At 57.9% G+C, this 22,988-nt stretch carries 24 protein-coding genes and 1 pseudogene; 8 read left to right on the top strand and 17 right to left on the bottom strand.

Going from position 1 to position 22,988, the window contains the following annotated elements:
- The first annotated feature begins 560 nt into the window (after positions 1-560).
- Together PCPL58_RS03845 and PCPL58_RS03840 are read left to right on the top strand one after the other, a co-directional pair.
- Positions 561-1,937, top strand: a complete 1,377-nt coding sequence (locus PCPL58_RS03845) for a glutamine synthetase family protein (RefSeq protein WP_065348851.1) — start codon at positions 561-563, stop codon at positions 1,935-1,937.
- A gap of 173 nt (positions 1,938-2,110) precedes the next feature.
- Entirely contained in the window at positions 2,111-2,743 is a 633-nt protein-coding gene (locus PCPL58_RS03840) for a TetR/AcrR family transcriptional regulator (protein WP_003434680.1), read from the top strand.
- Between the two features lie 377 nt (positions 2,744-3,120).
- Here the strand turns inward: PCPL58_RS03840 and PCPL58_RS03835 are convergent, their stop codons facing one another.
- The 8 genes from PCPL58_RS03835 to PCPL58_RS03800 form a co-directional block, all read right to left on the bottom strand.
- On the bottom strand, positions 3,121-4,098 hold the full coding sequence (locus PCPL58_RS03835; RefSeq protein WP_065348561.1) for an IS5 family transposase: 978 nt from the start codon (positions 4,096-4,098) through the stop codon (positions 3,121-3,123).
- Positions 4,099-4,454: 356 nt separating this feature from the next.
- Positions 4,455-4,670, bottom strand: a complete 216-nt coding sequence (locus PCPL58_RS03830) for a TOBE domain-containing protein (protein WP_002555770.1) — start codon at positions 4,668-4,670, stop codon at positions 4,455-4,457.
- A gap of 26 nt (positions 4,671-4,696) precedes the next feature.
- A complete protein-coding gene (gene ssuB, locus PCPL58_RS03825; RefSeq protein WP_003427335.1) occupies positions 4,697-5,509 on the bottom strand; it encodes an aliphatic sulfonates ABC transporter ATP-binding protein in 813 nt (270 codons plus the stop codon).
- The gene (gene ssuC / locus PCPL58_RS03820; protein ID WP_065348850.1) at positions 5,506-6,303 is read right to left on the bottom strand and encodes an aliphatic sulfonate ABC transporter permease SsuC; all 798 of its coding nucleotides are present in this window, start codon (positions 6,301-6,303) and stop codon (positions 5,506-5,508) included. The genes ssuB and ssuC overlap by 4 nt, the downstream gene beginning before the upstream one ends.
- 28 nt (positions 6,304-6,331) lie before the next feature.
- On the bottom strand, positions 6,332-7,297 hold the full coding sequence (locus PCPL58_RS03815) for a sulfonate ABC transporter substrate-binding protein (RefSeq protein WP_065348849.1): 966 nt from the start codon (positions 7,295-7,297) through the stop codon (positions 6,332-6,334).
- 349 nt (positions 7,298-7,646) lie between these two features.
- On the bottom strand, positions 7,647-8,285 hold the full coding sequence (locus tag PCPL58_RS03810) for a peroxiredoxin (protein ID WP_065348848.1): 639 nt from the start codon (positions 8,283-8,285) through the stop codon (positions 7,647-7,649).
- Between the two features lie 169 nt (positions 8,286-8,454).
- The gene (locus tag PCPL58_RS03805; RefSeq protein WP_044310201.1) at positions 8,455-9,813 is read right to left on the bottom strand and encodes an OprD family porin; all 1,359 of its coding nucleotides are present in this window, start codon (positions 9,811-9,813) and stop codon (positions 8,455-8,457) included.
- Positions 9,814-10,833: 1,020 nt separating this feature from the next.
- Entirely contained in the window at positions 10,834-11,274 is a 441-nt protein-coding gene (locus PCPL58_RS03800) for a hypothetical protein (RefSeq protein WP_003372188.1), read from the bottom strand.
- Here PCPL58_RS03800 and trmL point away from each other — a divergent pair.
- Positions 11,273-11,728 carry a tRNA (uridine(34)/cytosine(34)/5-carboxymethylaminomethyluridine(34)-2'-O)-methyltransferase TrmL gene (gene trmL, locus PCPL58_RS03795; RefSeq protein WP_002551469.1) on the top strand — a complete coding sequence of 152 codons (456 nt, stop codon included), beginning with the start codon at positions 11,273-11,275 and terminating at the stop codon, positions 11,726-11,728. The genes PCPL58_RS03800 and trmL overlap by 2 nt on opposite strands.
- Positions 11,729-11,999: 271 nt before the next feature.
- Here trmL and secB read toward each other — a convergent pair whose 3' ends face one another.
- Genes secB through PCPL58_RS03780 form a run of 3 tightly spaced genes read right to left on the bottom strand, consistent with a single transcriptional unit; the run spans position 12,000 to position 13,196 of the window.
- Positions 12,000-12,488 carry a protein-export chaperone SecB gene (secB, locus tag PCPL58_RS03790; protein ID WP_003372189.1) on the bottom strand — a complete coding sequence of 163 codons (489 nt, stop codon included), beginning with the start codon at positions 12,486-12,488 and terminating at the stop codon, positions 12,000-12,002.
- A gap of 40 nt (positions 12,489-12,528) precedes the next feature.
- Complete coding sequence (gene grxC / locus PCPL58_RS03785) at positions 12,529-12,780, bottom strand: glutaredoxin 3 (protein WP_002551467.1); 252 nt, start codon at positions 12,778-12,780, stop codon at positions 12,529-12,531.
- Positions 12,781-12,782: 2 nt separating this feature from the next.
- Positions 12,783-13,196, bottom strand: a complete 414-nt coding sequence (locus PCPL58_RS03780; RefSeq protein WP_003318290.1) for a rhodanese-like domain-containing protein — start codon at positions 13,194-13,196, stop codon at positions 12,783-12,785.
- Between the two features lie 156 nt (positions 13,197-13,352).
- Here PCPL58_RS03780 and gpmI point away from each other — a divergent pair, with 156 nt between their 5' ends.
- From gpmI to PCPL58_RS03755, 5 genes and pseudogenes are all read left to right on the top strand, one after another.
- Positions 13,353-14,885 carry a 2,3-bisphosphoglycerate-independent phosphoglycerate mutase gene (gene gpmI, locus PCPL58_RS03775; protein WP_065348847.1) on the top strand — a complete coding sequence of 511 codons (1,533 nt, stop codon included), beginning with the start codon at positions 13,353-13,355 and terminating at the stop codon, positions 14,883-14,885.
- Between the two features lie 153 nt (positions 14,886-15,038).
- Positions 15,039-16,364, top strand: a complete 1,326-nt coding sequence (locus PCPL58_RS03770) for a murein hydrolase activator EnvC family protein (protein WP_065348846.1) — start codon at positions 15,039-15,041, stop codon at positions 16,362-16,364.
- A gap of 33 nt (positions 16,365-16,397) precedes the next feature.
- Positions 16,398-17,735 carry a S41 family peptidase gene (locus PCPL58_RS03765; RefSeq protein WP_003372196.1) on the top strand — a complete coding sequence of 446 codons (1,338 nt, stop codon included), beginning with the start codon at positions 16,398-16,400 and terminating at the stop codon, positions 17,733-17,735.
- A gap of 3 nt (positions 17,736-17,738) precedes the next feature.
- Positions 17,739-18,521, top strand: coding sequence for a divergent polysaccharide deacetylase family protein (locus tag PCPL58_RS03760; protein ID WP_003434694.1), 783 nt, complete (start codon positions 17,739-17,741; stop codon positions 18,519-18,521).
- 155 nt (positions 18,522-18,676) lie between these two features.
- Positions 18,677-18,922: pseudogene (locus tag PCPL58_RS03755) on the top strand (serine protease); the annotation flags it as partial.
- 13 nt (positions 18,923-18,935) lie between these two features.
- On the opposite strand, the gene PCPL58_RS03750 reads toward PCPL58_RS03755, so the two are convergent.
- The 6 genes from PCPL58_RS03750 to hisB form a co-directional block, all read right to left on the bottom strand.
- On the bottom strand, positions 18,936-19,691 hold the full coding sequence (locus tag PCPL58_RS03750) for a substrate-binding periplasmic protein (RefSeq protein WP_065348844.1): 756 nt from the start codon (positions 19,689-19,691) through the stop codon (positions 18,936-18,938).
- A gap of 185 nt (positions 19,692-19,876) precedes the next feature.
- Positions 19,877-20,647 (bottom strand): imidazole glycerol phosphate synthase subunit HisF, encoded by a 771-nt coding sequence (gene hisF, locus PCPL58_RS03745; RefSeq protein ID WP_065350994.1) that lies wholly within the window; start codon positions 20,645-20,647, stop codon positions 19,877-19,879.
- A 19-nt stretch (positions 20,648-20,666) separates the two neighbouring features.
- Positions 20,667-21,404 (bottom strand): 1-(5-phosphoribosyl)-5-[(5-phosphoribosylamino)methylideneamino]imidazole-4-carboxamide isomerase, encoded by a 738-nt coding sequence (gene hisA / locus PCPL58_RS03740; RefSeq protein WP_003372206.1) that lies wholly within the window; start codon positions 21,402-21,404, stop codon positions 20,667-20,669.
- An 87-nt stretch (positions 21,405-21,491) separates the two neighbouring features.
- Entirely contained in the window at positions 21,492-21,752 is a 261-nt protein-coding gene (locus PCPL58_RS03735) for a DUF2164 domain-containing protein (RefSeq protein ID WP_003342219.1), read from the bottom strand.
- 4 nt (positions 21,753-21,756) lie between these two features.
- Positions 21,757-22,395, bottom strand: coding sequence for an imidazole glycerol phosphate synthase subunit HisH (hisH, locus tag PCPL58_RS03730; protein ID WP_065348843.1), 639 nt, complete (start codon positions 22,393-22,395; stop codon positions 21,757-21,759).
- Positions 22,395-22,988, bottom strand: a complete 594-nt coding sequence (gene hisB / locus PCPL58_RS03725; protein WP_002551454.1) for an imidazoleglycerol-phosphate dehydratase HisB — start codon at positions 22,986-22,988, stop codon at positions 22,395-22,397. Before hisB ends, hisH begins: the two co-directional genes overlap by 1 nt.

Here is a 22,988-nt window from a genome sequence, read left to right as displayed (position 1 = left end):
CAGGCGTTCCAGACGCATCGGCGTCATGATGTACAACTCGTTTCGGCAGACGCCGATTAGGGGTAAGGTGACAGCTGCGGGGCCGGATTTCCAGACGGCAGCGGTCACACTGACGACGCCGTTATAGTGGTAATGTCCAGCGCTGAGAGTAGAGCAGACTGGCTTCGATAGCCGTTCAGGGGTGTCGCACAGTGTGGCAACCCACCACGAGCACCGATATCACAGGCATGATGAGCGCTGTACGGACTTGATAGTCGCGTGTCGACCAGGGAAAGGTGAAGCATAGGACCCCCGCTATTGTTGCTCTACTGGGTTGCGATCGAGCTTAGCCTCGTTCATTTTTTTATACAACAACCCGTTAAAAATAGAAGACAGGCCGCTCTAGCTCGTATTTAACAGCGGTCAGAAACGGAATAAAACGCCCTAAATAGCGGCAAAAAAGGCCATATGGCGCAGTTTTAGGGCAAAAAAAGGCTCTATTGACTTCATCATGGCTTTCGGATTGACTGAGATCCGCAATCATTGATGATTGATATTGTTAACAACAAAGGTGTTGCATCATGTCGGTACCCCCGCGTGCCGTTCAGCTTAACGAAGCGAACGCGTTCCTTAAGGAACATCCTGAGGTTCTGTACGTTGACCTTCTGATTGCAGATATGAATGGTGTGGTGCGTGGCAAACGCATCGAACGCACCAGCCTCCATAAGGTTTACGAGAAGGGCATCAACCTGCCTGCCTCTTTATTTGCTCTGGATATCAATGGCTCCACGGTGGAAAGCACCGGCCTGGGCCTGGACATCGGTGATGCTGACCGAATCTGTTATCCCATCCCTGACACCCTGTGCAACGAGCCATGGCAAAAGCGCCCTACCGCGCAGTTGCTGATGACCATGCACGAACTCGAAGGCGACCCGTTTTTCGCCGACCCGCGTGAGGTATTGCGCCAGGTCGTCGCCAAATTCGACGAAATGGGCCTGACCATCTGCGCAGCGTTCGAGCTGGAGTTCTACCTGATCGATCAGGAGAACGTGAACGGTCGCCCACAACCGCCCCGCTCGCCGATCTCCGGCAAACGCCCGCACTCGACACAGGTCTACCTGATCGACGACCTCGACGAATACGTCGACTGCCTTCAGGACATCCTCGAAGGTGCGAAGGAACAAGGCATTCCTGCCGACGCCATTGTCAAGGAAAGCGCCCCGGCCCAGTTCGAAGTCAACCTGCATCACGTCGCCGACGCGATCAAGGCGTGCGATTACGCCGTACTGCTCAAGCGCCTGATCAAGAACATCGCCTACGATCACGAGATGGACACGACCTTCATGGCCAAGCCCTATCCGGGTCAGGCGGGTAATGGTCTGCACGTTCACATCTCGATCCTGGATCGTGATGGCAAGAACATCTTCACCAGCGAGGATCCCGAGCAGAACGCCGCATTGCGTCATGCAATCGGCGGTGTGCTCGAGACCCTGCCGGCACAAATGGCTTTCCTGTGCCCGAACGTCAACTCGTATCGCCGGTTCGGTGCGCAGTTCTATGTGCCCAACTCGCCGACCTGGGGTCTGGACAACCGTACGGTCGCCGTTCGCGTACCGACCGGCACCGCCGACGCGGTACGTATCGAACACCGCGTTGCCGGTGCCGATGCCAACCCGTATCTGGTGATGGCTTCGGTCCTGGCGGGCGTGTACCACGGCCTGGTCAACAAGGTCGAGCCTGGCGCCCCGGTAGAAGGCAACTCCTACGAGCAGCATGAACAAAGCCTGCCGAACAACCTGCGTGATGCACTGCGCGAGCTGGACGACAACCCGGTGATGGCCAAGTACATCGACCCGAAATACATCGACATCTTCGTGGCCTGTAAGGAGAGCGAGCTGGAAGAGTTTGAACACTCCATCTCCGACCTTGAGTACAACTGGTATCTGCATACGGTCTGATTGAGGCCGAGTAGTACAAGACGCCGCAGGCTTTGAGCCTTGCGGCGTTTTTGTTTGGTGTGCCCCCCGGCACCTATCGTTCCAGCGTGGGAGCGATGATCGTTTGGCGACGACAGCGATTCATCCCGTCAGAATCCCTTACAATGCCCGCAGCCCAACCAAGAGCCACGCCCATGACACGCCCCGCCACGCCTCGCAAACCTCAAGCACGCAGCCAGGCCAGAATCGATTCGATTCTCGACGCCGCGCGCACGCTGCTTGCCGAACAAGGAGTGGCCAGCCTGTCGATTTACAGCGTTGCCGAGCGCGCCGGCATTCCGCCCTCGTCGGTGTACCACTTCTTCGCCAGCGTCCCTGCACTGCTTGAAGCACTGACCGCCGACATCCACGCCGCCTTTCGCGCGTCGCTGCAGGCCCCCATTGATCACGACCAGCTCACCACCTGGCGCGACCTGTCACGCATCGTCGAACTGCGCATGCTGGCCATCTACAACGCCGACGCCGCCGCCCGCCAATTGATCCTTGCCCAGCACGGCCTGACCGAAATCAACCAGGCCGACCGCCAGCACGATATTGAGCTAGGGCACTTGATGCTTGAAGTGTTTGACCGCCACTTCCAGTTGCCCGCACTGCCGGACGATGTAGACGTGTTTGCGCTGGCCATGGAACTGGGGGATCGCGTGTATGCGCGGTCGGTGCAGTTGCATGACGAGATCACACCGCGCATGGCTGAGGAAGGGATGCGGGTATTTGATGCTTATCTGGGGTTGTATTTGCCGGTGTTTTTGGTGAAGAGGGCAGATTGAGAATTACGACCGAGTGGATTTATTTGTTCTCTCGGGTTCTGTAGATACTTAGCCTGGTCTCTTTTTTCTCGCTTCAATGCCGCGACCTGATCAGCATAGGTGGTTGAATTCTAATTATCAGTACCTTCAATCCTGGACCTATAATTTATCTTCTCTTGAAAATACTTAATTCTTGCAGCGAAAGCTTCAGTTTCTAGCGTGCCATTAATATAAATAGGACTATCAGGCTTAGGGAAGGTCTGAAGTAGGCAGACTTTTTAACCCTCCCGTTGCTTCAAAGTTTCAAAAAACGTCGTTTCAATCGAAAATCAGACCTTTGCCTCGCCCAACTCCTCTTTTTTCTTCGGACAAGCGCTTTTTAGCGTCAATTGTCCACATTACAGGCGCACCTCTCCTGTATTCAGCAGTCGTTTTCGCATCATCCACAGATTGGACAGAGCAAATAGCGTGGTCTGCTGCGCAGTGTTTTTCAGCAGGCCTCGGAAGCGTACTTTCGTATAACCAAACTGGCGTTTGATCACTCGAAACGGATGCTCAACCTTGGCGCGCAGTTGAGCTTTCGCGTATTCGATTTTGCGACGCATGCGCCCGATCAGACTTTCCTTTGCATGCTTTTTATAACTGCTGGGCCGCGCTGCAATCGACCATATCATTTGGCGATTTTGATGCTCGGGACGCTTTTCGACACCGGTGTAGCCCGCGTCGCCAGAGACGTAAGTTTCTTCTCCGTGCAGTAACTGGTCGACCTGAGTTACGTCAGCTACATTCGCCGCCGTGCCCACCACGCTATGCACCAAACCGGATTCGGCATCGACACCGATGTGCGCTTTCATCCCGAAGAAATATTGATTTCCTTTCTTCGTCTGGTGCATTTCAGGGTCACGTTTTCCGTCCTCGTTCTTGGTCGAACTCGCCGCATGGATGATCGTTGCATCGACCACGGTGCCCTGGCGCAGCAACAAACCACGGTCGCCCAAATAGCCATTGATGACCTGCAAAATCCCACCGGCCAGCTCATGTTTCTCCAGCAGTCGGCGGAAATTGAGGATCGTGGTTTCGTCCGGAATCCGATCCAGGTGCAGTCCTGCAAACTGTCGCAGAATTGTGGTTTCGTAGAGCGATTCTTCCATGGCCGGATCGCTGTAGCCGAACCAGTTTTGCATCAGATGAACCCGCAACATCGCCATCAACGGATAGGCAGGGCGACCACCTTCGCCCTTTGGATAGTGTGGCTCGATCAGTTTGACCAAGCCATTCCAGGGCACGACCTGATCCATCTCGATCAGGAAGCGTTCACGGCGGGTTTGTTTGCGTTTGCCAGCGTATTCGGCGTCAGCGAAGGACATCTGCTTCATCGGGACTCAACCGTTCAGTGCTTGGGACTGGCGTATTTCACCAGATTTGGAAGTCTTTTTCAGAGTTTCCTTAGGCTTTTTAATATCGGCAGCTTTAAGTGCAGCATAATATTTTTGGTGTGCACTCCTCACGACAGGATCTCTTCTGGCAAAGCCTATTTGATGCCCTCCTCGTCTTTTACTCGGCCTCGATGAAGCTGCTTTACTGGGTTGAAGAGGTCATGGCAGTTTCTTCAAATAGAGCCAGCTGCCAGCATCCGGCAAAACCGATACGTCGCCTACCTCACATAACTGCCAGGTAAAAAGCACAAAACCCCGGAGGGTCAGGACCGTCCAGGGTGTTTTTTGCCCATCGTTTATAGCTTGGCGATGGAGACTTCTGTCGACTTCACGAAGGCGATGACTTCGCTGCCGACGACCAGCTCCAGCTCCTTGACCGAGCGGGTGGTGATGACCGAGGTCACGACACCCGATGCAGTCTGTACGTCGATTTCCGACAGTACGTCGCCGTGGACGATTTCCTTGATGGTGCCTTTGAACTGATTGCGAACGTTGATGGCTTTAATAGTCATGGCATGTCTTCCTTTGGGTATCAGGGTTAATTTGCCCAGCGCAATTGCGTAGGCAGTGGCGAAAACGGTTCCGGGTCAGGTGGCGAACCCGGCAGGGCCAGCACACGGTTGAGCACTTCAGCCTCCAGCGCCGCAAGGCGATGCGAACCACGAACACGCGGACGTGGCAGGTCGACCAGCAGATCGAGACCGATCTGCCCCTCTTCGATCAGGATCACCCGGTCGGCAATGGCCACGGCCTCGCTGACGTCGTGGGTTACCAGCAGCACCGTGAAACCATACTGGCCCCACAGCTTTTCGATCAGTTGCTGCATTTCGATCCGGGTCAGGGCATCCAGCGCGCCCAACGGCTCGTCGAGCAACAGCAGACGCGGCTTGTGAATCAGTGCACGAGCCAAGGCAACGCGCTGCTTCTGACCGCCGGACAATGCGGCAGGCCACTCATTGGCGCGCTCGGCGAGGCCGACGGCCTCAAGCGCTTCAAGGGCCTGCGCTCGCCAGTCGCCGCTCAACCCGAGGCCGACGTTGTCGATGATCTTTTTCCAGGGCAGCAAGCGCGCTTCCTGAAACATCAAGCGCGTGTCTTCGCGGGCATCGTCCAACGGTGCAGAGCCGGCAAGCAGCTGGCCTTGCGTTGGTTTGTCGAGGCCGGCGAGCAGACGCAACAGCGTGCTTTTGCCACAACCGCTGCGGCCGACGATGGCGACGAACTGACCGGCAGGGATGTGCAGGTCGATGTCCTTGAGCACTTCACGGGCACCGAACGCTTTTTTCAGCTTGCGTACTGCCAGCGGGATGCCACGCAGCAAGTGTGGAGGTTGCTGTTTCAGACTGGTCATGCGGCACCGCCTTTGCTCACTTGATAGGCCGGGTGCCAGCGCAGGCAGACACGTTCCAGGCCTCGCGCTGCCAGATCGGCCAGCTTGCCGAGTACGGCGTACAACACGATGGCCAGCACCACGACGTCGGTTTGCAGAAACTCCCGCGCATTCATCGCCAGGTAGCCGATGCCGGAGCTGGCAGAAATGGTTTCCGCGACGATCAGCGTCAGCCACATGAAGCCCAGCGCAAAGCGCACGCCGACCAGAATCGAAGGCATGGCGCCCGGCAGGATCACATGACGGAACAGGCTGAAACCTGACAGGCCATAGCTGCGGGACATTTCTACCAGTGCCGGATCGATGTTGCGGATGCCGTGGTAGGTGTTCAGATAAATCGGGAACAGGGTGCCCAGCGCGACCAGGAATATCTTGGCGGTCTCATCAATGCCGAACCACAGAATGACCAGCGGAATCAGCGCCAGGTGCGGCACGTTACGGATCATCTGCACCGAGCTGTCCAGCAGACGCTCGCCCCATTTGCTCAGGCCGGTAATGAAGCCCAGCGCCAGACCGATGCCGCCGCCAATGGCGAATCCGATCCCGGAGCGCCAGCCGCTGATCGCCAGATGCGTCCAGATTTCGCCGCTGGCGACCAGGTTTATGCCCGCTTCGATGACCGCGCTGGGTGCGGGCAGAATGCGTGTGGATAACCAGCCGGCGCTGACCGATAGCTGCCAGACTGCCAACAACAGGACAGGAAGAGCCCAGGGCGCCAGTCGGTGAACGATGCGTTGCGAAGCACTGAGGCTCATGGAGTTGTCTCCTCGAAGGGCCTGACGATCACTGTGCTTGAGCAACAGCAGCAGGGGGTGTCCAGACCACATCAGCAATGCTGAGCGGCTTTGGAATCAGCTTGAGCTGGTAGAAGGTGTCAGCGATTTTCTGCTGTGCCGCCACCACCGGCGGGGTAAGGAACTGCGCGCCGTAGCCCTGACGCTTTACCGAGGTCAGGGTGATGTCGGCCGGCAGCCCCAGCAACGGTGCGACCTGTTGGGTCACTTCATCGGGATTGGCCTTGGACCATTCGCCCACCGCACGGACTTCCTCGATCAGAGCCTGAATGACCTTGGGGTTTTTCTGCGCGTATGGCTTGGTGGCGAGATAGAACTGATGGTTGTCGACAATGCCGGTGCCGTCTTTCAAGGTCCGCGCCTGCAATTGCTTTTCAGCTGCGGCTTGGTAGGGGTCCCAGATGACCCAGGCATCCACACTGCCGCGCTCGAAAGCGGCACGCGCATCGGCCGGAGGCAGGAAGACGGTCTGGATATCGGTGTATTTCAGGCCGGCATCCTCCAGTGCCCTGACCAGCAGGTAATGGACGTTCGAGCCTTTATTGAGGACGACTTTCTTGCCCTTCAGGTCTTTGACCGAGGTGATCGGTGAGTCTTTGGGGACAAGGATGGCTTCACTGGTCGGTGCTGGCGGCTCATAGGCTACATACAGCAGATCCGCGCCTGCGGCCTGAGCGAAGACTGGCGGCGTTTCGCCGGTGACGCCGAAGTCGATGGAACCGACATTCAGGCCTTCAAGCAGTTGAGGGCCACCGGGGAACTCGGTCCACTGGACTTTAACGCCCTGCTCGGCCAGACGCTTTTCCAGCGAGCCCTTGGCCTTGAGCAGCACCAGCGTGCCGTACTTCTGGTAACCGATGCGCAGATCTTCCGCCTGGGCCTGAGTGACCGCACCAAGAGCGACCGCAGCAGCAAACAGCGCGACAAGGCTTCGACGCAAAATGACAGTGCGCATATGCGCTCCTTTACCTATTGGGGTGATCCCCTGCTCGACCGGTGAGGGACGAGCAAGGTGGGAATAGGCACGACATTAACAGCCCTTTTTTATATCTATAAATCTTATTTATTCATTTAGTTATTCCATAAAAGAATATAAGGGAAGTGCCGTTGCCTGCACGTTGCGGACCTGTGACGCAGAGCGTCACGACCTGCATTCCCACGCTGGAGCGTGAGGAACGATAATCTCAGCTATCGTGCCCATGCTCTGCGTCCGCGGTTGGTCAAGCGACGCAGCAAGCGGCAGGGAACAATAAAAAAGGGCCGATAAATCGGCCCGAATAACCCCACGCTTGGTAGATCGAAAATCAGCGGTTTGGCTGTGGTGTCAGGCGCAGATAGGGCGTGACTGCCTTATAGCCCTTGGGAAAGCGTTGCTTGATCTCGGCTTCATCCTTGATCGACGGCACGATCACTACGTCATCACCGTCCACCCAGTTGGCGGGCGTGGCGACCTTGTAGTTGTCGGTCAATTGCAGAGAGTCGATAACGCGCAGAATCTCGTGGAAGTTACGCCCGGTGCTGGCCGGATAGGTGATCGTCAGACGCACCTTCTTGTTCGGATCGATCACGAACAGCGAGCGCACAGTCAGTGTGTCGTTGGCATTGGGATGAATCAGGTCGTACAGGTCGGAGACCTTGCGGTCGGCATCGGCCAGAATCGGGAAGTTGACCAGGGTGTTTTGCGTGGTGTTGATATCGTCGATCCACTTGATGTGCGAATCGACCGGGTCCACCGACAGCGCAATGGCTTTTACGCTGCGCTTGGCGAACTCGTCTTTCAGTTTGGCAGTGAAACCCAGTTCTGTGGTGCACACCGGCGTGAAGTCCGCCGGATGAGAAAACAACACACCCCAGCTGTCGCCGAGCCATTCATGAAATCGGATACGACCCTCGCTGGATTCCTGCTCGAAGTCAGGGGCGATGTCGCCAAGTCGCAGTGTCATGGTGTTGCTCCTTGTCTTTATCAGGTAGGCCTTGGTATAGCACTACTGTGCGCCCTGTCGAGGAAAGTTAAAAAGAATAAATAATGCGCCTTATAGACCTGTCAGGAATATCAAAAAACAGGCAAAAGAAACCCCGCACGGGGCGGGGTCTCTTTGAGCATCAATACACTTACATGAAGTTGTAGGTGTAGTTGAAGATCAGACGGGTTTGATCGGTGTTGGTCGAGTTGTTCAGGTCGCCATCCGCACGGTAAGTACCGTGACGCAGGGTGGTGCCAAAACCTTTCATCGGACCGCTCTGGATCACGTAGTCAACGCGCATGTCGGTTTCCCACTCGGAGTATTCTTCTTTACCGGTAGTGCGATCACGAATGTCGTCTGCGTGCAGGTAAGCGATGGCTGCTTTCAGGCCTGGAACACCCACCTTGGCGAAGTCATACGAGTACTGACCGAACGTGGTGTTTTCACCCGCGCGGTTGAAGCCGTTGATCATCGAGTCAGTGAACAGGTAGAAGCTCGAACCGCCGTTGCCTTCAAGACTCGAAGTGCTGGTGCCGTTCTTGGTGACGTTGCCTTGGTTCAGGAAAACCATGCCGCCGTCATCGCCAATCTGCTGATGGCCAACCATGAACGCATGGCCGCCCAGGGCGTAGGTAAACATGGCGGACCAGGTGGAGTTATCCACTTCGCCAGCGTTCTTGGCATAACCGTTGTTGTTGTTGAAACGGTAGCCGGTTGCTGCGTCGCTGTTTTTGCCGTCAGAGCTGCTGTTGAAATAACGCAGGTCAGTCTTGAAGGACTGGTTGGCGTCGATTTGGTAAACGTGTACCAAACCGAGGAAGTGCTGCTTGTAGAAGTCTTCCAGATTAGCGTAGTAGTACTGCAGGGTCAGGTCTTTGGTGACTTTCCAGTCAGCACCAGCGAAGCGGAACTGATCGGCAGTCTCGGAAGCGCCGGCAATGGACAGGTCAGTCCAGTTGCTCGAAGCACGGCCGATGGATTTGTTCAGCTGACCGGCAGTGAAGGTGACGTTGTCCAGATCCTTGGAAGTCAGGATGCCGCCCTGGAAAGCCTGAGGCAGAAGACGACCATCGTTGCTGACCAGAATTGGCAGGTTAGGTGCCAATGCGTTACCGACTTTCAGCTCGGTTTTCGAGAAGCGTACCTTGCCGTTGGCGCCCAGACGGCTCCATTCGCTGACAGCAGAACCGTCGCTGTCGGTAGGCAGAATGCCGCCGTTCGCTGCAGGAGCGTGGTTGCCACGGCCGCCATCAAGGTGAACACCGACCAAGCCCTGGACGTCCAGACCAAAACCGACAGTACCTTGAGTGAAGCCCGACAGGTAGTCGAATTTCAGGCCAGTGGCCGTCTCACGGTTGTTGTGGGTAGTGCCTTCGCGGAAATCGTTGTCAAAATACAGGGTACGAGAACTGACGGACGCTTTACTGTCTTCCAGGAAACCAGCTGCGCTGGCCTGCTGAGCCAATACACCAACGGTGACGGCCAAAGCCAGGGTGGACTTCTTCATTACTACGCTCCTCGTGAATCTAATTTTTTATATCCATGGTGCCGGGCTTGGCCCTGACCCACGGATTAGCGATAGGCGACAGTCCCGATCCGAGATCAATGGATTCTGTTCGCCCTGACTTTTGACTAGACCGCTTTTGTCGATGACAACACGTTGGTGCAATACCCTTATGCGCTGAAGAAACCATCGCTGGGATCTTGAGAACATCCAGTCATATGTCACAACTCGTGTCAGCAAAGACGTCACGGAGTGTATCGACCTAACTACCCATTTCCCAAAACTTATTTTGGTACCGTTCGTCAGATCTATCATTTTCGTGCGCCCGACCGGAAAAATGCACCTTCACCGGTCTCGATCTCCGCCAGTAGAGTACAGATGCAAAACTGGCGAAAGCCTTGTATTACGGGAACTTCGGGGAGATTAGTCAGTTAATGTGACAGTTGTCATCACTTTGACGGCGCACCTCGTTCAAGCACAAAAATTTTTTTTCACTTTGCTTTTTGGGGCCATTTTCAAGCGTTTTTCGGCCTTCCGAGCTGTCCTTCACTGTAGCCCACGTGAACAAAAAGGCAATTCTGGTGTCGGGCGCTGTAACAGCCAGCCGATTGGCGAATGCGCAAACGGCTCATTTATGCATGAGACTGGGACGGTCCATCATCGAGTTCGAATGAATGAGTGCATCAGTATGGTTTTTTGCACCCTCGTGGTGCGCAAATTGAGTGCACTCCTGAAAACCGGAAGGCTGGAACATGTACTACGTTACGAGGGATGAGCGACGCTGCACTACGGCTCCGTTCTATAGCCAAATCACCTTCGGCACTCGAAGAACATGTATAAATATTTATAATTCAAAGAGTTATGCGCCGCACAAATAAAGCATGGCATCACACAGAGAGGACCCGTCTCACACGCGGATGCGTTTTTTCTGAAACGATTTGAAAACTGGCACGCCCCCTGCAATAGGTATTACATCACCAGTTTTGGGGACCTTGGTACAGGCAGGCCGGGGATTCCCCTCTTTTATTCCTCCCGGAGACTGACCTCAAGTCTCCAGCGCCCGTCCACCTTCTCAGTGCGCCAGTCGCCATGAAGTGGACGGGCTGCCAGGAGCGTCAGCACCAACCCCTTCTCTCCCCGTTCCACCTTCCAGCGCGCAACCCTATTGTCGAACCTCAGTTGGCCCGTCCACGGCTGTCCTGACGCATCGACGTTGAGTACCACGGCACCATCCACCGTCGCGCCGCGATACTTTGGTTCTTCGTTGAACCAGAGCGCCAGACCGGCAGGCAATTCTTCGATCTGCTCCAGTTCAACCGGGTCAGGCTGCTGCAGACGGCCGATAATCGTGCCCACGGTAAACCCGACAATCGCCATGGAACCAAGAACACGCGGCCATAGCTTCGGTCTCGGGTCCTCTTCAAGGGTAGAATGCATCCCGTCCTTTCGTTCGGAGCCGTGCATGTTTCACGTCATCCTTTTTCAACCAGAAATTCCGCCGAATACCGGCAATGTCATCAGGCTATGCGCCAACAGTGGCTGCACCCTGCATTTGATCGAACCCTTGGGTTTCGAGCTGGACGACAAGCGCCTGCGCCGTGCCGGGCTCGATTATCACGAGTATGCCACGCTGCAGACACATGCTGACCTGGCAAGCTGCCTGGAGAAGATCGGCAACCCGAGGTTGTTTGCCTTCACCACCAAAGGCTCGCGGCCTTTTCATGATGCGAGCTTCGAGCCAGGCGATGCCTTTCTGTTCGGTCCGGAAAGCCGTGGCCTGCCCGCCGATATTCTTGACTCGCTGAGCAGCGAGCATCGCCTGCGACTGCCCATGCGTGAAGGCTGCCGCAGCCTGAACCTGTCCAATACAGTGGCCGTGGCCGTCTATGAGGCATGGCGTCAGCACGGATTTGCTTAGGCCTAAGTGTGGCATTTGCTTAATCAGACTGATGCTCCGCATCACATAGCGGTTCTGCGATTCAGTGAGATTCAGGCTCGACTCAGGTCACCTTTTCGCCCCTCGGCGACTCACTTTGAGGGACCAAAGTGAGCAAAGTCCTTCGCTCCTGTTTCCGGCCCGACTTCGTCGGTTTCCTTCGCGATAAAAAGCATCCATTTGGCCCAGCCGCCATTCTTGAACAGACACAAAAAAGCGCCCCGAAAGGCGCTTTTTTTTGCAGCGGTAACGCTTACTGAACAGTCGGCGTTTCGCCAGCTTCCTGCATGCGTTGCAGTTCTTGCGCGTACAAGGCGTCGAAGTTCACCGGAGCCAGCATCAGCGCAGGGAACGAGCCACGTACGACCAGGTTGTCGATGGCTTCGCGAGCGTAAGGGAACAGGATGTTCGGGCAGAATGCGCCGAGGGTGTGGCTCATTGCGCCGTCGTCCAGGCCCTTGATCAGGAAGATACCGGCCTGTTGCACTTCAACGATGAAGGCAACTTCGTCGCCGTTGTTGACGGTCACGGACAGGGTCAGCACGACTTCGTAGAAATCGCCTTCCAGCTGCTTCTGACGGGTGTTGAGGTCCAAGCTGACGGTCGGCGTCCACTCCTGGCGGAAGATCGCCGGGCTTTTTGGCGCTTCGAACGACAGGTCGCGAACGTAGATACGCTGCAGGGAAAATTGTGGGCCGTTTTCTTCGTTGGCAACGGCGTCGTTGTTCGGTTGATCGGTCATCTCGGATCCTTGTCAGATTAGGCTGAAAGATTAAGGGATATCAGGCCAGCAGCGCATCGAGCTTGCCGGCACGCTCCAGAGCAAACAGGTCATCGCAGCCGCCCACGTGGGTCGAGCCGATCCAGATTTGCGGTACGGAAGTACGACCGGCCTTCTTGGTCATTTCGGCACGCAGCTGCGGCTTGCCGTCGACGCGGATTTCCTCGAAGGCCACGCTCTTGCTCTGCAGAAGCTGTTTGGCACGTATGCAATACGGGCAGTAGTCGCTGGAATAGACGATGACTTGAGCCATGTTCACTTCACCAGAGGAAGGTTATCGCCGCGCCAGCTGGAAATGCCGCCGGACAGCTTGGCCGCCTTGAAGCCGGACTTGAGCAGCTCGCGGGCGGTGGTGCCAGCATGCTGCCCCATTGCATCGACTATGATCAACGTCTTGTCCTTGTATTTCTCCAGTTCGGCGGTACGGGTCAGTACCTTGTCCTGTGGGAAATTCAGGGAGCCGACGATATGCCCTGCGGTGTAATCCTTTTTCGAGCGCACGTCGATGACCACGCCCTGATCGCTGTTGACCAGTGCGGTCAGCTCGCGAGTGCTCAGGCTGGCGCCGCCCTTGCTCATTTCGTAAGCAATCAGCAGTCCCAGCAGAATGACGAAGGCACCGGTGATCAAATAGTGGTTAGTGGCGAATTCAAGCAGGTGAGCAACCATCAGTAGGTTCCAGGGCGTTAAAATGTCGGCCAGTATACACAGCAGCCAAGGTCGGCCAAAGTCCGTACGGCAGTGACGCCGTTTGAACTTGTCCTTAAAATGCCGTTCCCTTGTACTTTGTTCATCTCTTTATCCAATCAGCATCGAGTGGGTTCTATGACTGCCACGCCAAAACCTCTGGTTCTTATCATCCTGGATGGCTTCGGACACAGCGAAAGCCACAAGGGCAATGCCATTCTGGCCGCGAAGATGCCGGTCATGGATCGTCTCTACCAAACCATGCCCAATGGCCTGATTTCCGGGTCGGGCATGGATGTCGGTCTGCCGGACGGGCAGATGGGCAACTCCGAGGTCGGGCACATGAACCTGGGGGCCGGGCGCGTGGTGTATCAGGACTTCACTCGGGTGACCAAAGCGATTCGCGATGGCGAGTTCTTCGAAAACCCGACCATTTGCGCCGCCGTGGATAAAGCCGTCGGCGCCGGCAAGGCCGTGCACATCATGGGCCTGCTGTCCGATGGTGGTGTACACAGCCACCAGGATCATCTGGTTGCGATGGCTGAACTGGCGGTCAAACGCGGTGCAGAAAAAATCTACCTGCATGCCTTCCTTGATGGCCGCGACACGCCACCGCGCAGCGCGAAGAAATCCCTCGAGCTAATGGACGCAACCTTCGCCCGTCTGGGCAAGGGCCGTACCGCCACGATCGTCGGCCGCTACTTCGCCATGGACCGCGACAACCGTTGGGACCGGGTTTCGTCTGCCTATAACCTGATCGTCGACAGTGCCGCCGAATTCCACGCAGACAGCGCCGTTGCCGGGCTCGAAGCCGCCTACGCACGCGACGAGAACGACGAGTTCGTCAAAGCCGCGTGCATTGGCGGAGCCGCCCGCGTGGAAGATGGCGATGCGGTGGTGTTCATGAACTTCCGCGCCGACCGCGCCCGTGAACTGACTCGTGTGTTCGTCGAAGACGATTTCAAGGACTTCGAGCGCGCCCGCCAGCCGAAGGTCAACTACGTGATGCTGACCCAGTACGCGGCCAGCATTCCTGCGCCGTCCGCTTTTGCTGCAGGCAGCCTGAAAAACGTGCTGGGCGAGTACCTGGCGGCCAACGGCAAGACCCAGCTGCGTATCGCCGAAACCGAGAAATACGCCCACGTCACGTTCTTCTTCTCCGGCGGCCGTGAAGAACCGTTCCCGGGTGAAGAGCGCATTCTGATCCCGTCGCCGAAAGTCGCCACCTACGACCTGCAGCCTGAGATGAGCGCACCGGAAGTGACCGACAAAATTGTCGATGCCATCGAACATCAGCGTTATGACGTGATCGTCGTCAACTATGCCAACGGCGACATGGTTGGCCACAGCGGAATCATGGAAGCCGCGATCAAGGCTGTGGAATGCCTGGACGTATGCGTCGGGCGCATTACCGAGGCGCTGGAGAAAGTCGGTGGTGAAGCGCTTATTACCGCTGACCACGGCAACGTCGAGCAAATGACTGACGACCACACCGGCCAGGCGCACACCGCACACACCTCCGAGCCGGTACCGTTCGTTTATGTGGGCAAACGTCAGCTGAAAGTTCGCCAAGGCGGCGTTCTGGCCGATGTCGCGCCGACCATGCTGCATCTGCTGGGCATGGAGAAACCGCAGGAAATGACCGGTCACTCGATTCTTGTGAACGAGTAACCCGGTCAAAACCGGCCTTTAGCCATCAGGCAAGGCCGGTTTTTTATGTTTCAGGCCTCAAAGCAGTGGTTGCGAGGCGTTTTTTTTGCAGCGCATGGCGGGCATACTAGGCCTGACATTTTTTCTCACAATTCCTCGGTATCGCCCACCCACATGCTTCGCGCCTTGATTGCCCTTGCTCTGATCTGCCTGCTCAATCCGGCGTTTGCCGAAGACGAGCGTGTGCAAACCCAAAAACAGATAGATGCTGCGCGTCAGGATGTGGCGGAGCTGCAAAAAGTCCTGGGCAAGCTTCAGGAAGAACGTGCAGGCGTCCAGAAGGACCTGCGCACCACTGAAACCGAAATGGGCAAGTTGGAAAAGCAGGTCGAGGTCCTGCAAAAGGAACTAAAAAAGACGGAAACCGAGCTGCAAAAGCTCGACAGTGAAAAAAAGAAACTGAACAGCGCCCGTGTTGAACAGCAACGCCTGATTGCCATCCAGGCCCGCGCCGCCTACCAGAGTGGCCGCCAGGAGTACCTCAAGCTACTGCTCAACCAGCAACACCCCGAGAAGTTCGCCCGAACCCTCACGTATTACGATTACCTGAGCCAGGCGCGCCTGGAGCAGCTACGCAATTTCAATGAAACCCTGCGCCAGCTGGCCAATGTCGAAAAAGACATCGACCTGCAACAGGCCCAACTGCTGGTGCAGAAAAGCAACCTGGACAGCCAGAGCGAAGAGCTGGCCAAGGTTCGCCAGGAACGTCAACAGGCGCTGGCCAAGTTGAATCAGGACTACAAGGCCCGCGATCAGAAACTGCAGGCCCGTCAGCAGGATCAGGCCGACCTTGCCAAAGTCCTCAAGACCATCGAAGAAACCCTGGCTCGCCAGGCACGTGAAGCCGAAGAAGCTCGCCAGAAGGCGCTGGTTGCAGCCCGCGAGGCGGAGGAGAAGCGTCAGCGCGAAGCTGAAGCCGTCGCCCGCAATAACAGCAATAACAGCAGCAGTAAAAGCGATGATGAACCGGCACCGCGTCGCCCGGTCAAAGCCCCCGGCGCAGTCGTTTCCAGTGCCGGAGTTTCCTACGGCGGACCTTTTGCAGAGGCCAGGGGAAAACTTCCATGGCCTATCGATGGTCGACTGCTTGCGCGTTTCGGTGAAGCCCGCGGTGATGACGAACGGACCAAATGGGACGGCGTCATGATCAGCGCCGCAGCCGGAAGCCAGGTACGTGCCGTGCATGGCGGACGAGTGGTGTTCGCCGACTGGTTGCGCGGTGCCGGGCTTCTGGTCATTCTCGACCATGGCAACGGTTATCTGACCCTTTACGGGCACAACCAGAGCCTACTCAAGTCGGCAGGTGACATTGTAAAAGCCGGTGAAGCGATTTCCACGGTCGGCAATAGTGGCGGTCAGGACACGGCAGCGTTGTACTTTGCTATTCGTCAGCAGGGTCGCCCCAGCGATCCGGCCCAATGGTGCCGCACTCAAGGATAAGTCGGCGTCAATATCTGTAGGAGTTCGTTAGACATGCTGCATTTGTCCCGCCTCACCTCGCTGGCCCTGGCAATTGCCATCGTTATCGGAGCGCCGCTGGCGCAAGCTGCCGAAAAGACCGCGCCAGCCACGCCTGCAGCAGTCTCGCCCGCCAAAACCAATACCACCGCAAAGCCACCGCTGCCGCTCGACGAGTTGCGCACCTTTGCCGAGGTCATGGACCGGGTCAAGGCGGCCTACGTGGAGCCGGTCGACGACAAGACTCTGCTGGAGAACGCCATCAAGGGCATGCTCAGCAATCTTGATCCGCACTCCGCCTATCTTGGCCCGGAAGATTTCCAGGAGCTGCAGGAAAGCACCAGCGGCGAGTTCGGTGGGCTGGGCATCGAAGTCGGCGTCGAGGACGGTTTCGTCAAGGTGGTTTCGCCCATCGACGACACACCGGCTTCCAAGGCTGGCATCGAGGCAGGCGACCTGATCGTGAAGATCAACGGTACGCCGACCCAGGGCCAGAACATGCAGGAAGCGGTCGACAAGATGCGCGGCAAGATCGGTGAAAAGATCACCCTGACGCTGGTCCGCGATGGCGGTACGCCGTTTGACGTGACCCTGGCGCGGGCGACCATTCAGGTCAAGAGCGTCAAGGCGCAGATGCTGGAAAATGGCTACGGCTACATCCGCATCACCCAGTTCCAGGTCAAGACTGGTGACGAAGTCGGCAAGGCACTGGCCAAATTCCGCAAGGACAACGGCAAGAAGATGAGCGGCCTGATTCTCGACCTGCGCAACAACCCGGGCGGCGTGCTGCAATCGGCGGTGCAGGTGGCGGATCACTTCCTCACGAAGGGCCTGATCGTCTACACCAAAGGCCGCATCGCCAACTCCGAATTGCGCTTCTCGGCAGACCCGGCAGACGCCAGCGAAGGCGTGCCTCTGGTAGTACTGATCAACGGCGGCAGCGCCTCGGCATCGGAAATCGTTGCCGGCGCCCTGCAAGACCAGAAACGCGGCATCCTGATGGGCACTGACACCTTCGGCAAAGGCTCGGTGCAGACCGTTCTGCCGCTGAACAACGATCGCGCCCTGAAGATCACCACCGCGTTGTACTACACGCCGAACGGCCGCTCGATCCAGGCCCAGGGCATCAACCCGGACATCGTGGTACGTCGGGCCAAGGTCACCAGCGAAGCAGACGGCGAGAACTACAAGGAAGCCGATCTGCTGGGTCACCTCGGCAATGGCAACGGCGGCGCGGACAAACCGACCGTCAAGGGTGGCGCAGCTGCCAAGGCGCGTCCGCAGGATGACGACTTCCAGCTCAGCCAGGCGCTCAGCCTGCTGAAGGGGCTGAGTATCACCCGCGGCAATTGACGGATGCGCTTTCTCGCTCTGTTGCTGCTGACCCTCTCGATCACTGGCGCTGCCCATGCAGCGCCGGCAGAGAGCAGCGGCAAACCGCCCAAGGCCTACCTGAGCCTGATCATCGACGACCTGGGCCAGAATCCGCAGCGCGACAGCCGCACACTGGCGCTTCCCGGCCCGGTTACCCTGGCGATCATGCCCGACACCCCGCACGCCACCGAGTTTGCCCGCCAAGCCCATCGCGCAGGCAAAACGGTCATGCTGCACATGCCCATGGACCCCGCGACCGGCCCTTACGCCTGGCATCCCGAGCTGCCACTGCCTGAGCTGGAAAGCCGTCTCAATGCTGCCCTGCTGAAGGTGCCGTATGCAGCCGGTATCAACAACCACATGGGCAGCCGGATGACCGCCGAGCCGGTCGCCATGACCTGGCTGATGGCCGAGCTACAGCGTCGTCACCTGTTTTTCGTCGACAGCCGCACCAGCGCGAAAACCGTGGCCGCCGCCGAAGCGCAGCGTATCGGGCTGGCCAGCGTCTCGCGTGACGTATTCCTGGACGACGAACGCACCGCAGAAGCCATCACCCGCCAATTGCAGACCGCGATAAAAATCGCCCGCAAATATGGCTCGGCCGTGGTTATCGGCCACCCCTACCCTGTCACGCTGGATGTACTGGAGCGCGAACTGCCCAACCTCAAGGCACAAGGCGTCGAATGGATCGACCTGCGCAGCATGATCGGCGAACGCGGCAATCAGGCGAGTGCGGCGCATGGCAAGAATGGGATTTATCGCTGATCGCACCTCTTAACGTCAGCACTTTCCATACGCCAGGTCCGGCAAATCTGCTTTCCGTGTCCACCAGCGTCTCAGCCTTGATGAACGTGTCAATTCCGACTTAAAGGAAGGTGCCTCAATGAAGGAGGCCAAGACACATTTATCAGGGATTGATGATGAAACCGACCATGATGACGGGAGCGTGCTGCGTTGCAGCACTGGCGCCTTTTTCCATCCACGCCACACCTGCAGACCCGGGCGAAGAGCTGATGGCTCTCGCACCTTCGATAGCCCTGCTCAACGCCGACGGCCCGCACGACCACTGGAACGGCGTCGGCCATATCAACAGCAGGTCAGGGTCAAACTGCACGGAAACGCTGATCGATAGCCGAAGCGTCGACAGCCCGCCTGACGCGCCCGCAGCGGGCTGAGCGGTTACTGATAGCGCGCCTTGACGGCCTCGACCCAGCCTTCAGCGCGCATCTGATCGAGGGCCTTTTGCAGGCGTCTGACGACCTCGTCAGGCGTGCTCTTGTTGACCGCCAGGTAAAGTTCGGCGCTGTTGAACCGCAGCGCTGTCTTGAAGCCGGTGACGCCTTCCAGCTTCGCCAGATAGCGGCCAACCGGATCGCCTACCGCCCACAGGTCGATCTGGCCGTTGGCGAGTTTTTTCACGTTGTCGCGGTCACGCAACATCAGGATCGGGTTCAAGCCCATGGTTCTAAGGCGCTCGCCAATGGCATCGCCCTTGTAGGCCCCGATGCGGTAATCCCTGGCCTGCTCCAGCGACGTCAAGGTGATCGGGCTGTCGCCGCGCGCCAACATGATCCAGTCGTAGGAACCTACCGGGCCGACCCATTTGAAGAGGTTTTCACGTTCGGGCAGGCGGGTGGTGGAAAACACGCCGTAACCGGGCTTTTCCAGGGCCAGTTTGTAGACTCGGTCCCACGGAAAGCGCAGCGTCATGCTGTAGCCGATATTGGCGCGCTTGAACATCTCGCGCACCACTTCGGCGGCGATACCGTCAATGTTGTTTTCCTGGGCGAAATTCTTGCCGTCGACCGCCATGTTGAACGGCGGAAAGTTCTCGGTCAGCAACACCATGGAATAAGGCGTCGACTCGCTGGCCCGGACACCTTCACTCGACAAGACACCGATCCCGATCAGTGCAAGCAATAGGCGTTTGAACATGTTCCGGCACTCGATCGTGAACGACGCATGCAGAGTGCCGTGAACCCGGCGCACTGTCTAGCGCGCTGTCCGGCGATGTCGCGTACAGGCAATATTCGAATGCCACAGGGCTGAAACAAAGCGAGCGCCGGCTGTTTCAAACCCTTGGCCTGAAACAAGCGGCGCCCGCTTTCATGCGCCGTGACTCAGCGCACGACAATCCCGCGGCTGGCCATGTAGGCCTTGGCTTCAGGGACCGTGTATTCGCCAAAGTGGAAGATACTCGCCGCCAGCACAGCGCTGGCGTGGCCCTCGATGACACCAGCAGCCAGGTGCTCGAGGTTGCCGACGCCACCCGAAGCAATCACCGGAATACCCAGCGCATCGCTGATGGCGCGCGTGACGCCCAGGTCGAAGCCGTTTTTCATGCCGTCCTGGTCCATGCTGGTCAGCAGGATCTCGCCAGCGCCCAGGTCTTCCATCTTTTTCGCCCAGAGTACCGCGTCCAGCCCGGTGGGTTTGCGCCCGCCGTGGGTGAAGATTTCCCAGCGCGGGGTTTCGCCCGGACCGGAGACCTTCTTGGCGTCGATAGCGACCACGATGCACTGCGACCCGAAACGCGCGGCGGCCTCACCGACGAACTCGGGGTTGAACACCGCGGCCGTGTTGATCGAGACCTTGTCGGCACCGGCGTTGAGCAGGTTGCGGATGTCCTGCACGGTGCGCACGCCGCCACCAACGGTCAGCGGGATGAACACCTGACTGGCCATGCGCTCGACGGTACGCAGCGTAGTGTCGCGGCCATCGACGCTGGCGGTGATGTCGAGGAAGGTGATTTCGTCGGCGCCCTGCTCATCGTAACGACGAGCGATTTCCACCGGATCGCCTGCGTCCCGGATGTTCTCGAACTTGACGCCCTTGACCACTCGACCGTTGTCGACGTCCAGGCAAGGGATGATGCGTTTGGCTAGGGCCACAGGGTCAATCTCCAGCTGTTCAGCGTTGTTCGCGGTCGCAGAGCGCCTGAGCTTCGGCCACATCCAGCGTGCCTTCGTAAATCGCACGGCCGGTGATCGCGCCGATGATGCCCGGAGCCTTCGCATTCAGCAGCGCCTGGATGTCGCCCAGGTTATGGATACCACCCGAGGCGATCACCGGGATCCGCGTGGCAGCCGCCAATGCCGCGGTGAACGGGATGTTACAGCCCTGCATCATGCCGTCTTTGGCGATGTCGGTGTAGACAATGGCCGACACGCCATCGGCTTCGAAACGCTTGGCCAGATCAATGACCTGCACCGAGCTGACTTCAGCCCAGCCGTCGGTGGCGACGAAACCGTCCTTGGCATCCAGACCGACAATCACCTTGCCGGGGAACGCACGGCAGGCTTCGGCCACGAACTCGGGCTCTTTGACGGCCTTGGTGCCGATGATGACGTAGCTCACGCCCGCCTTGACGTAATGCTCGATGGTTTCCAGCGAACGGATGCCACCACCGATCTGGATCGGCAGGTTCGGGTAGCGTCGGGCGATGGCCGTGACCACATCACCATTGACCGGCTGACCTTCGAACGCACCGTTCAGATCGACCAGATGCAGACGGCGGCAACCACCCTCGACCCATTTGGCGGCCATGGCCACCGGGTCATCGGAGAACACCGTGGAATCTTCCATCCGGCCCTGACGCAGACGGACGCAGGCGCCGTCCTTGAGATCGATAGCGGGGATAATCAGCATGCTTTTTCCTTGGTCAAAAAGAGCGGCAAGCTGCAACGATGCGCACTCACCCATTCTTGCTGCTTGATGCGTGCAGCTGCTTTCTAGCTAATTTTTTTCGAGTGCCCACAAGTCACTTTCGATGCTCTCGAAGCGCTCCTTGAGCTGCTGCTGAACATCGAAAATGGCGCGATTGTAGTAGTGCGGGGCAATCTCGCGCGTGAACAGCTCGAGGACTTCAGCCACTTCGAACGAGCCCAGGTCCAGCTCGAAGCGCTCTGCGAACAGGCGCTTGAGCTTGTCGATCGCCTGTTGCTCGTGCTCGGGCGAGAGGGTCAGAATCGGTGGCTTGCCCTTGGCTTTGCTCATGCGCTTACCAGCGACCATCCCAGGCGGCGAAGTTCTGCAGCAACTGCAGGCCGTGGGTGTGGCTCTTTTCAGGGTGGAATTGCACCGCAAAACGCGAACCGTCGGCCAGCGCAGCGGCGAAATCGAGGCCGTAGTGACCACGTCCGACCACCTGACGCCGATTGGCGGCATCGATATAGAAACTGTGCACGAAGTAGAAACGCGCCTGATCAGGAATGTCATGCCACAGCGGGTGATCCACCGCCTGAGCGACCTGGTTCCAGCCCATGTGCGGCACTTTCAGGTGCTCGCCCTCTTCGTGCAGGTCCTTGCCGAAAAACTTTACCTGGCCGGGAAACATGCCGATGCAGTCCACACCGCCGTTCTCCTCGCTGCTGTCGAGCAACGCCTGCATACCGACGCAGATCCCCAGAAACGGACGGTCCTGGCTGACTTCCCTGACCAGCGAATCAAAGCCCAGACGGCGAATCTCGGCCATGCAGTCGCGAATCGCGCCCACACCCGGAAAAACGATGCGGTCGGCTTCGCGAATCACCTTGGCGTCACTGGTAATCAGCACACGGCCTGCGCCCACATGCTCCAGCGCCTTGGCGACAGAGTGCAGGTTGCCCATGCCGTAATCGATGACCGCAACTGTCTGCATCAGAGCACACCCTTGGTCGATGGCATCTGTCCGGCCATACGCTCATCAAGCTCGACCGCCATGCGCAGCGCACGACCGAAAGCCTTGAACACGGTCTCGATCTGGTGGTGAGTGTTGGTGCCACGCAGGTTGTCGATGTGCAGCGTCACGTTCGCGTGGTTAACGAAGCCCTGGAAGAACTCCTGAAACAGGTCCACGTCGAAGCCGCCTACAGTGGCGCGGGTGTACGGCACATGCATCTGCAGGCCCGGACGCCCGGAGAAATCGATGACCACGCGCGACAGCGCTTCGTCGAGCGGCACGTAGGCGTGGCCGTAACGACGAATGCCCTTCTTGTCGCCGATCGCCTGGCTGAACGCCTGGCCCACGGTGATGCCGACGTCTTCCACCGTGTGGTGGTCGTCGATTGCCAGGTCACCCTTGCATTCGATGTCCAGATCGATCAGCCCGTGCCGGGCGATCTGGTCGAGCATGTGCTCAAGAAAAGGCACGCCGATATCGAATCGGGCCTTTCCGGTACCATCCAGGTTGATCGAGGCTTTGATCTGGGTTTCCAGAGTATTGCGCTCGACGTACGCCTTACGTTCGGCCAT

This window comes from Pseudomonas cerasi (assembly GCF_900074915.1).
In the GTDB taxonomy this organism is placed as follows: Bacteria; Pseudomonadota; Gammaproteobacteria; order Pseudomonadales; family Pseudomonadaceae; genus Aquipseudomonas; species Aquipseudomonas cerasi.
This window is presented reverse-complemented; position numbering and strand designations above follow the sequence as displayed.

Excerpts from the sequence above, each read along its gene's own strand:
- PCPL58_RS03845 (WP_065348851.1), top strand. The coding sequence starts at position 561 with ATGTCGGTACCCCCGCGTGCCGTTCAGCTTAACGAAGCGAACGCGTTC.
- PCPL58_RS03840 (WP_003434680.1), top strand. The coding sequence starts at position 2,111 with ATGACACGCCCCGCCACGCCTCGCAAACCTCAAGCACGCAGCCAGGCC.
- PCPL58_RS03835 (WP_065348561.1), bottom strand. The coding sequence starts at position 4,098 with ATGAAGCAGATGTCCTTCGCTGACGCCGAATACGCTGGCAAACGCAAA.
- PCPL58_RS03830 (WP_002555770.1), bottom strand. The coding sequence starts at position 4,670 with ATGACTATTAAAGCCATCAACGTTCGCAATCAGTTCAAAGGCACCATC.
- ssuB (WP_003427335.1), bottom strand. The coding sequence starts at position 5,509 with ATGACCAGTCTGAAACAGCAACCTCCACACTTGCTGCGTGGCATCCCG.
- ssuC (WP_065348850.1), bottom strand. The coding sequence starts at position 6,303 with ATGAGCCTCAGTGCTTCGCAACGCATCGTTCACCGACTGGCGCCCTGG.
- PCPL58_RS03815 (WP_065348849.1), bottom strand. The coding sequence starts at position 7,297 with ATGCGCACTGTCATTTTGCGTCGAAGCCTTGTCGCGCTGTTTGCTGCT.
- PCPL58_RS03810 (WP_065348848.1), bottom strand. The coding sequence starts at position 8,285 with ATGACACTGCGACTTGGCGACATCGCCCCTGACTTCGAGCAGGAATCC.
- PCPL58_RS03805 (WP_044310201.1), bottom strand. The coding sequence starts at position 9,813 with ATGAAGAAGTCCACCCTGGCTTTGGCCGTCACCGTTGGTGTATTGGCT.
- trmL (WP_002551469.1), top strand. The coding sequence starts at position 11,273 with ATGTTTCACGTCATCCTTTTTCAACCAGAAATTCCGCCGAATACCGGC.
- PCPL58_RS03800 (WP_003372188.1), bottom strand. The coding sequence starts at position 11,274 with ATGCACGGCTCCGAACGAAAGGACGGGATGCATTCTACCCTTGAAGAG.
- secB (WP_003372189.1), bottom strand. The coding sequence starts at position 12,488 with ATGACCGATCAACCGAACAACGACGCCGTTGCCAACGAAGAAAACGGC.
- grxC (WP_002551467.1), bottom strand. The coding sequence starts at position 12,780 with ATGGCTCAAGTCATCGTCTATTCCAGCGACTACTGCCCGTATTGCATA.
- PCPL58_RS03780 (WP_003318290.1), bottom strand. The coding sequence starts at position 13,196 with ATGGTTGCTCACCTGCTTGAATTCGCCACTAACCACTATTTGATCACC.
- gpmI (WP_065348847.1), top strand. The coding sequence starts at position 13,353 with ATGACTGCCACGCCAAAACCTCTGGTTCTTATCATCCTGGATGGCTTC.
- PCPL58_RS03770 (WP_065348846.1), top strand. The coding sequence starts at position 15,039 with ATGCTTCGCGCCTTGATTGCCCTTGCTCTGATCTGCCTGCTCAATCCG.
- PCPL58_RS03765 (WP_003372196.1), top strand. The coding sequence starts at position 16,398 with ATGCTGCATTTGTCCCGCCTCACCTCGCTGGCCCTGGCAATTGCCATC.
- PCPL58_RS03760 (WP_003434694.1), top strand. The coding sequence starts at position 17,739 with ATGCGCTTTCTCGCTCTGTTGCTGCTGACCCTCTCGATCACTGGCGCT.
- PCPL58_RS03750 (WP_065348844.1), bottom strand. The coding sequence starts at position 19,691 with ATGTTCAAACGCCTATTGCTTGCACTGATCGGGATCGGTGTCTTGTCG.
- hisA (WP_003372206.1), bottom strand. The coding sequence starts at position 21,404 with ATGCTGATTATCCCCGCTATCGATCTCAAGGACGGCGCCTGCGTCCGT.
- PCPL58_RS03735 (WP_003342219.1), bottom strand. The coding sequence starts at position 21,752 with ATGAGCAAAGCCAAGGGCAAGCCACCGATTCTGACCCTCTCGCCCGAG.
- hisH (WP_065348843.1), bottom strand. The coding sequence starts at position 22,395 with ATGCAGACAGTTGCGGTCATCGATTACGGCATGGGCAACCTGCACTCT.
- hisB (WP_002551454.1), bottom strand. The coding sequence starts at position 22,988 with ATGGCCGAACGTAAGGCGTACGTCGAGCGCAATACTCTGGAAACCCAG.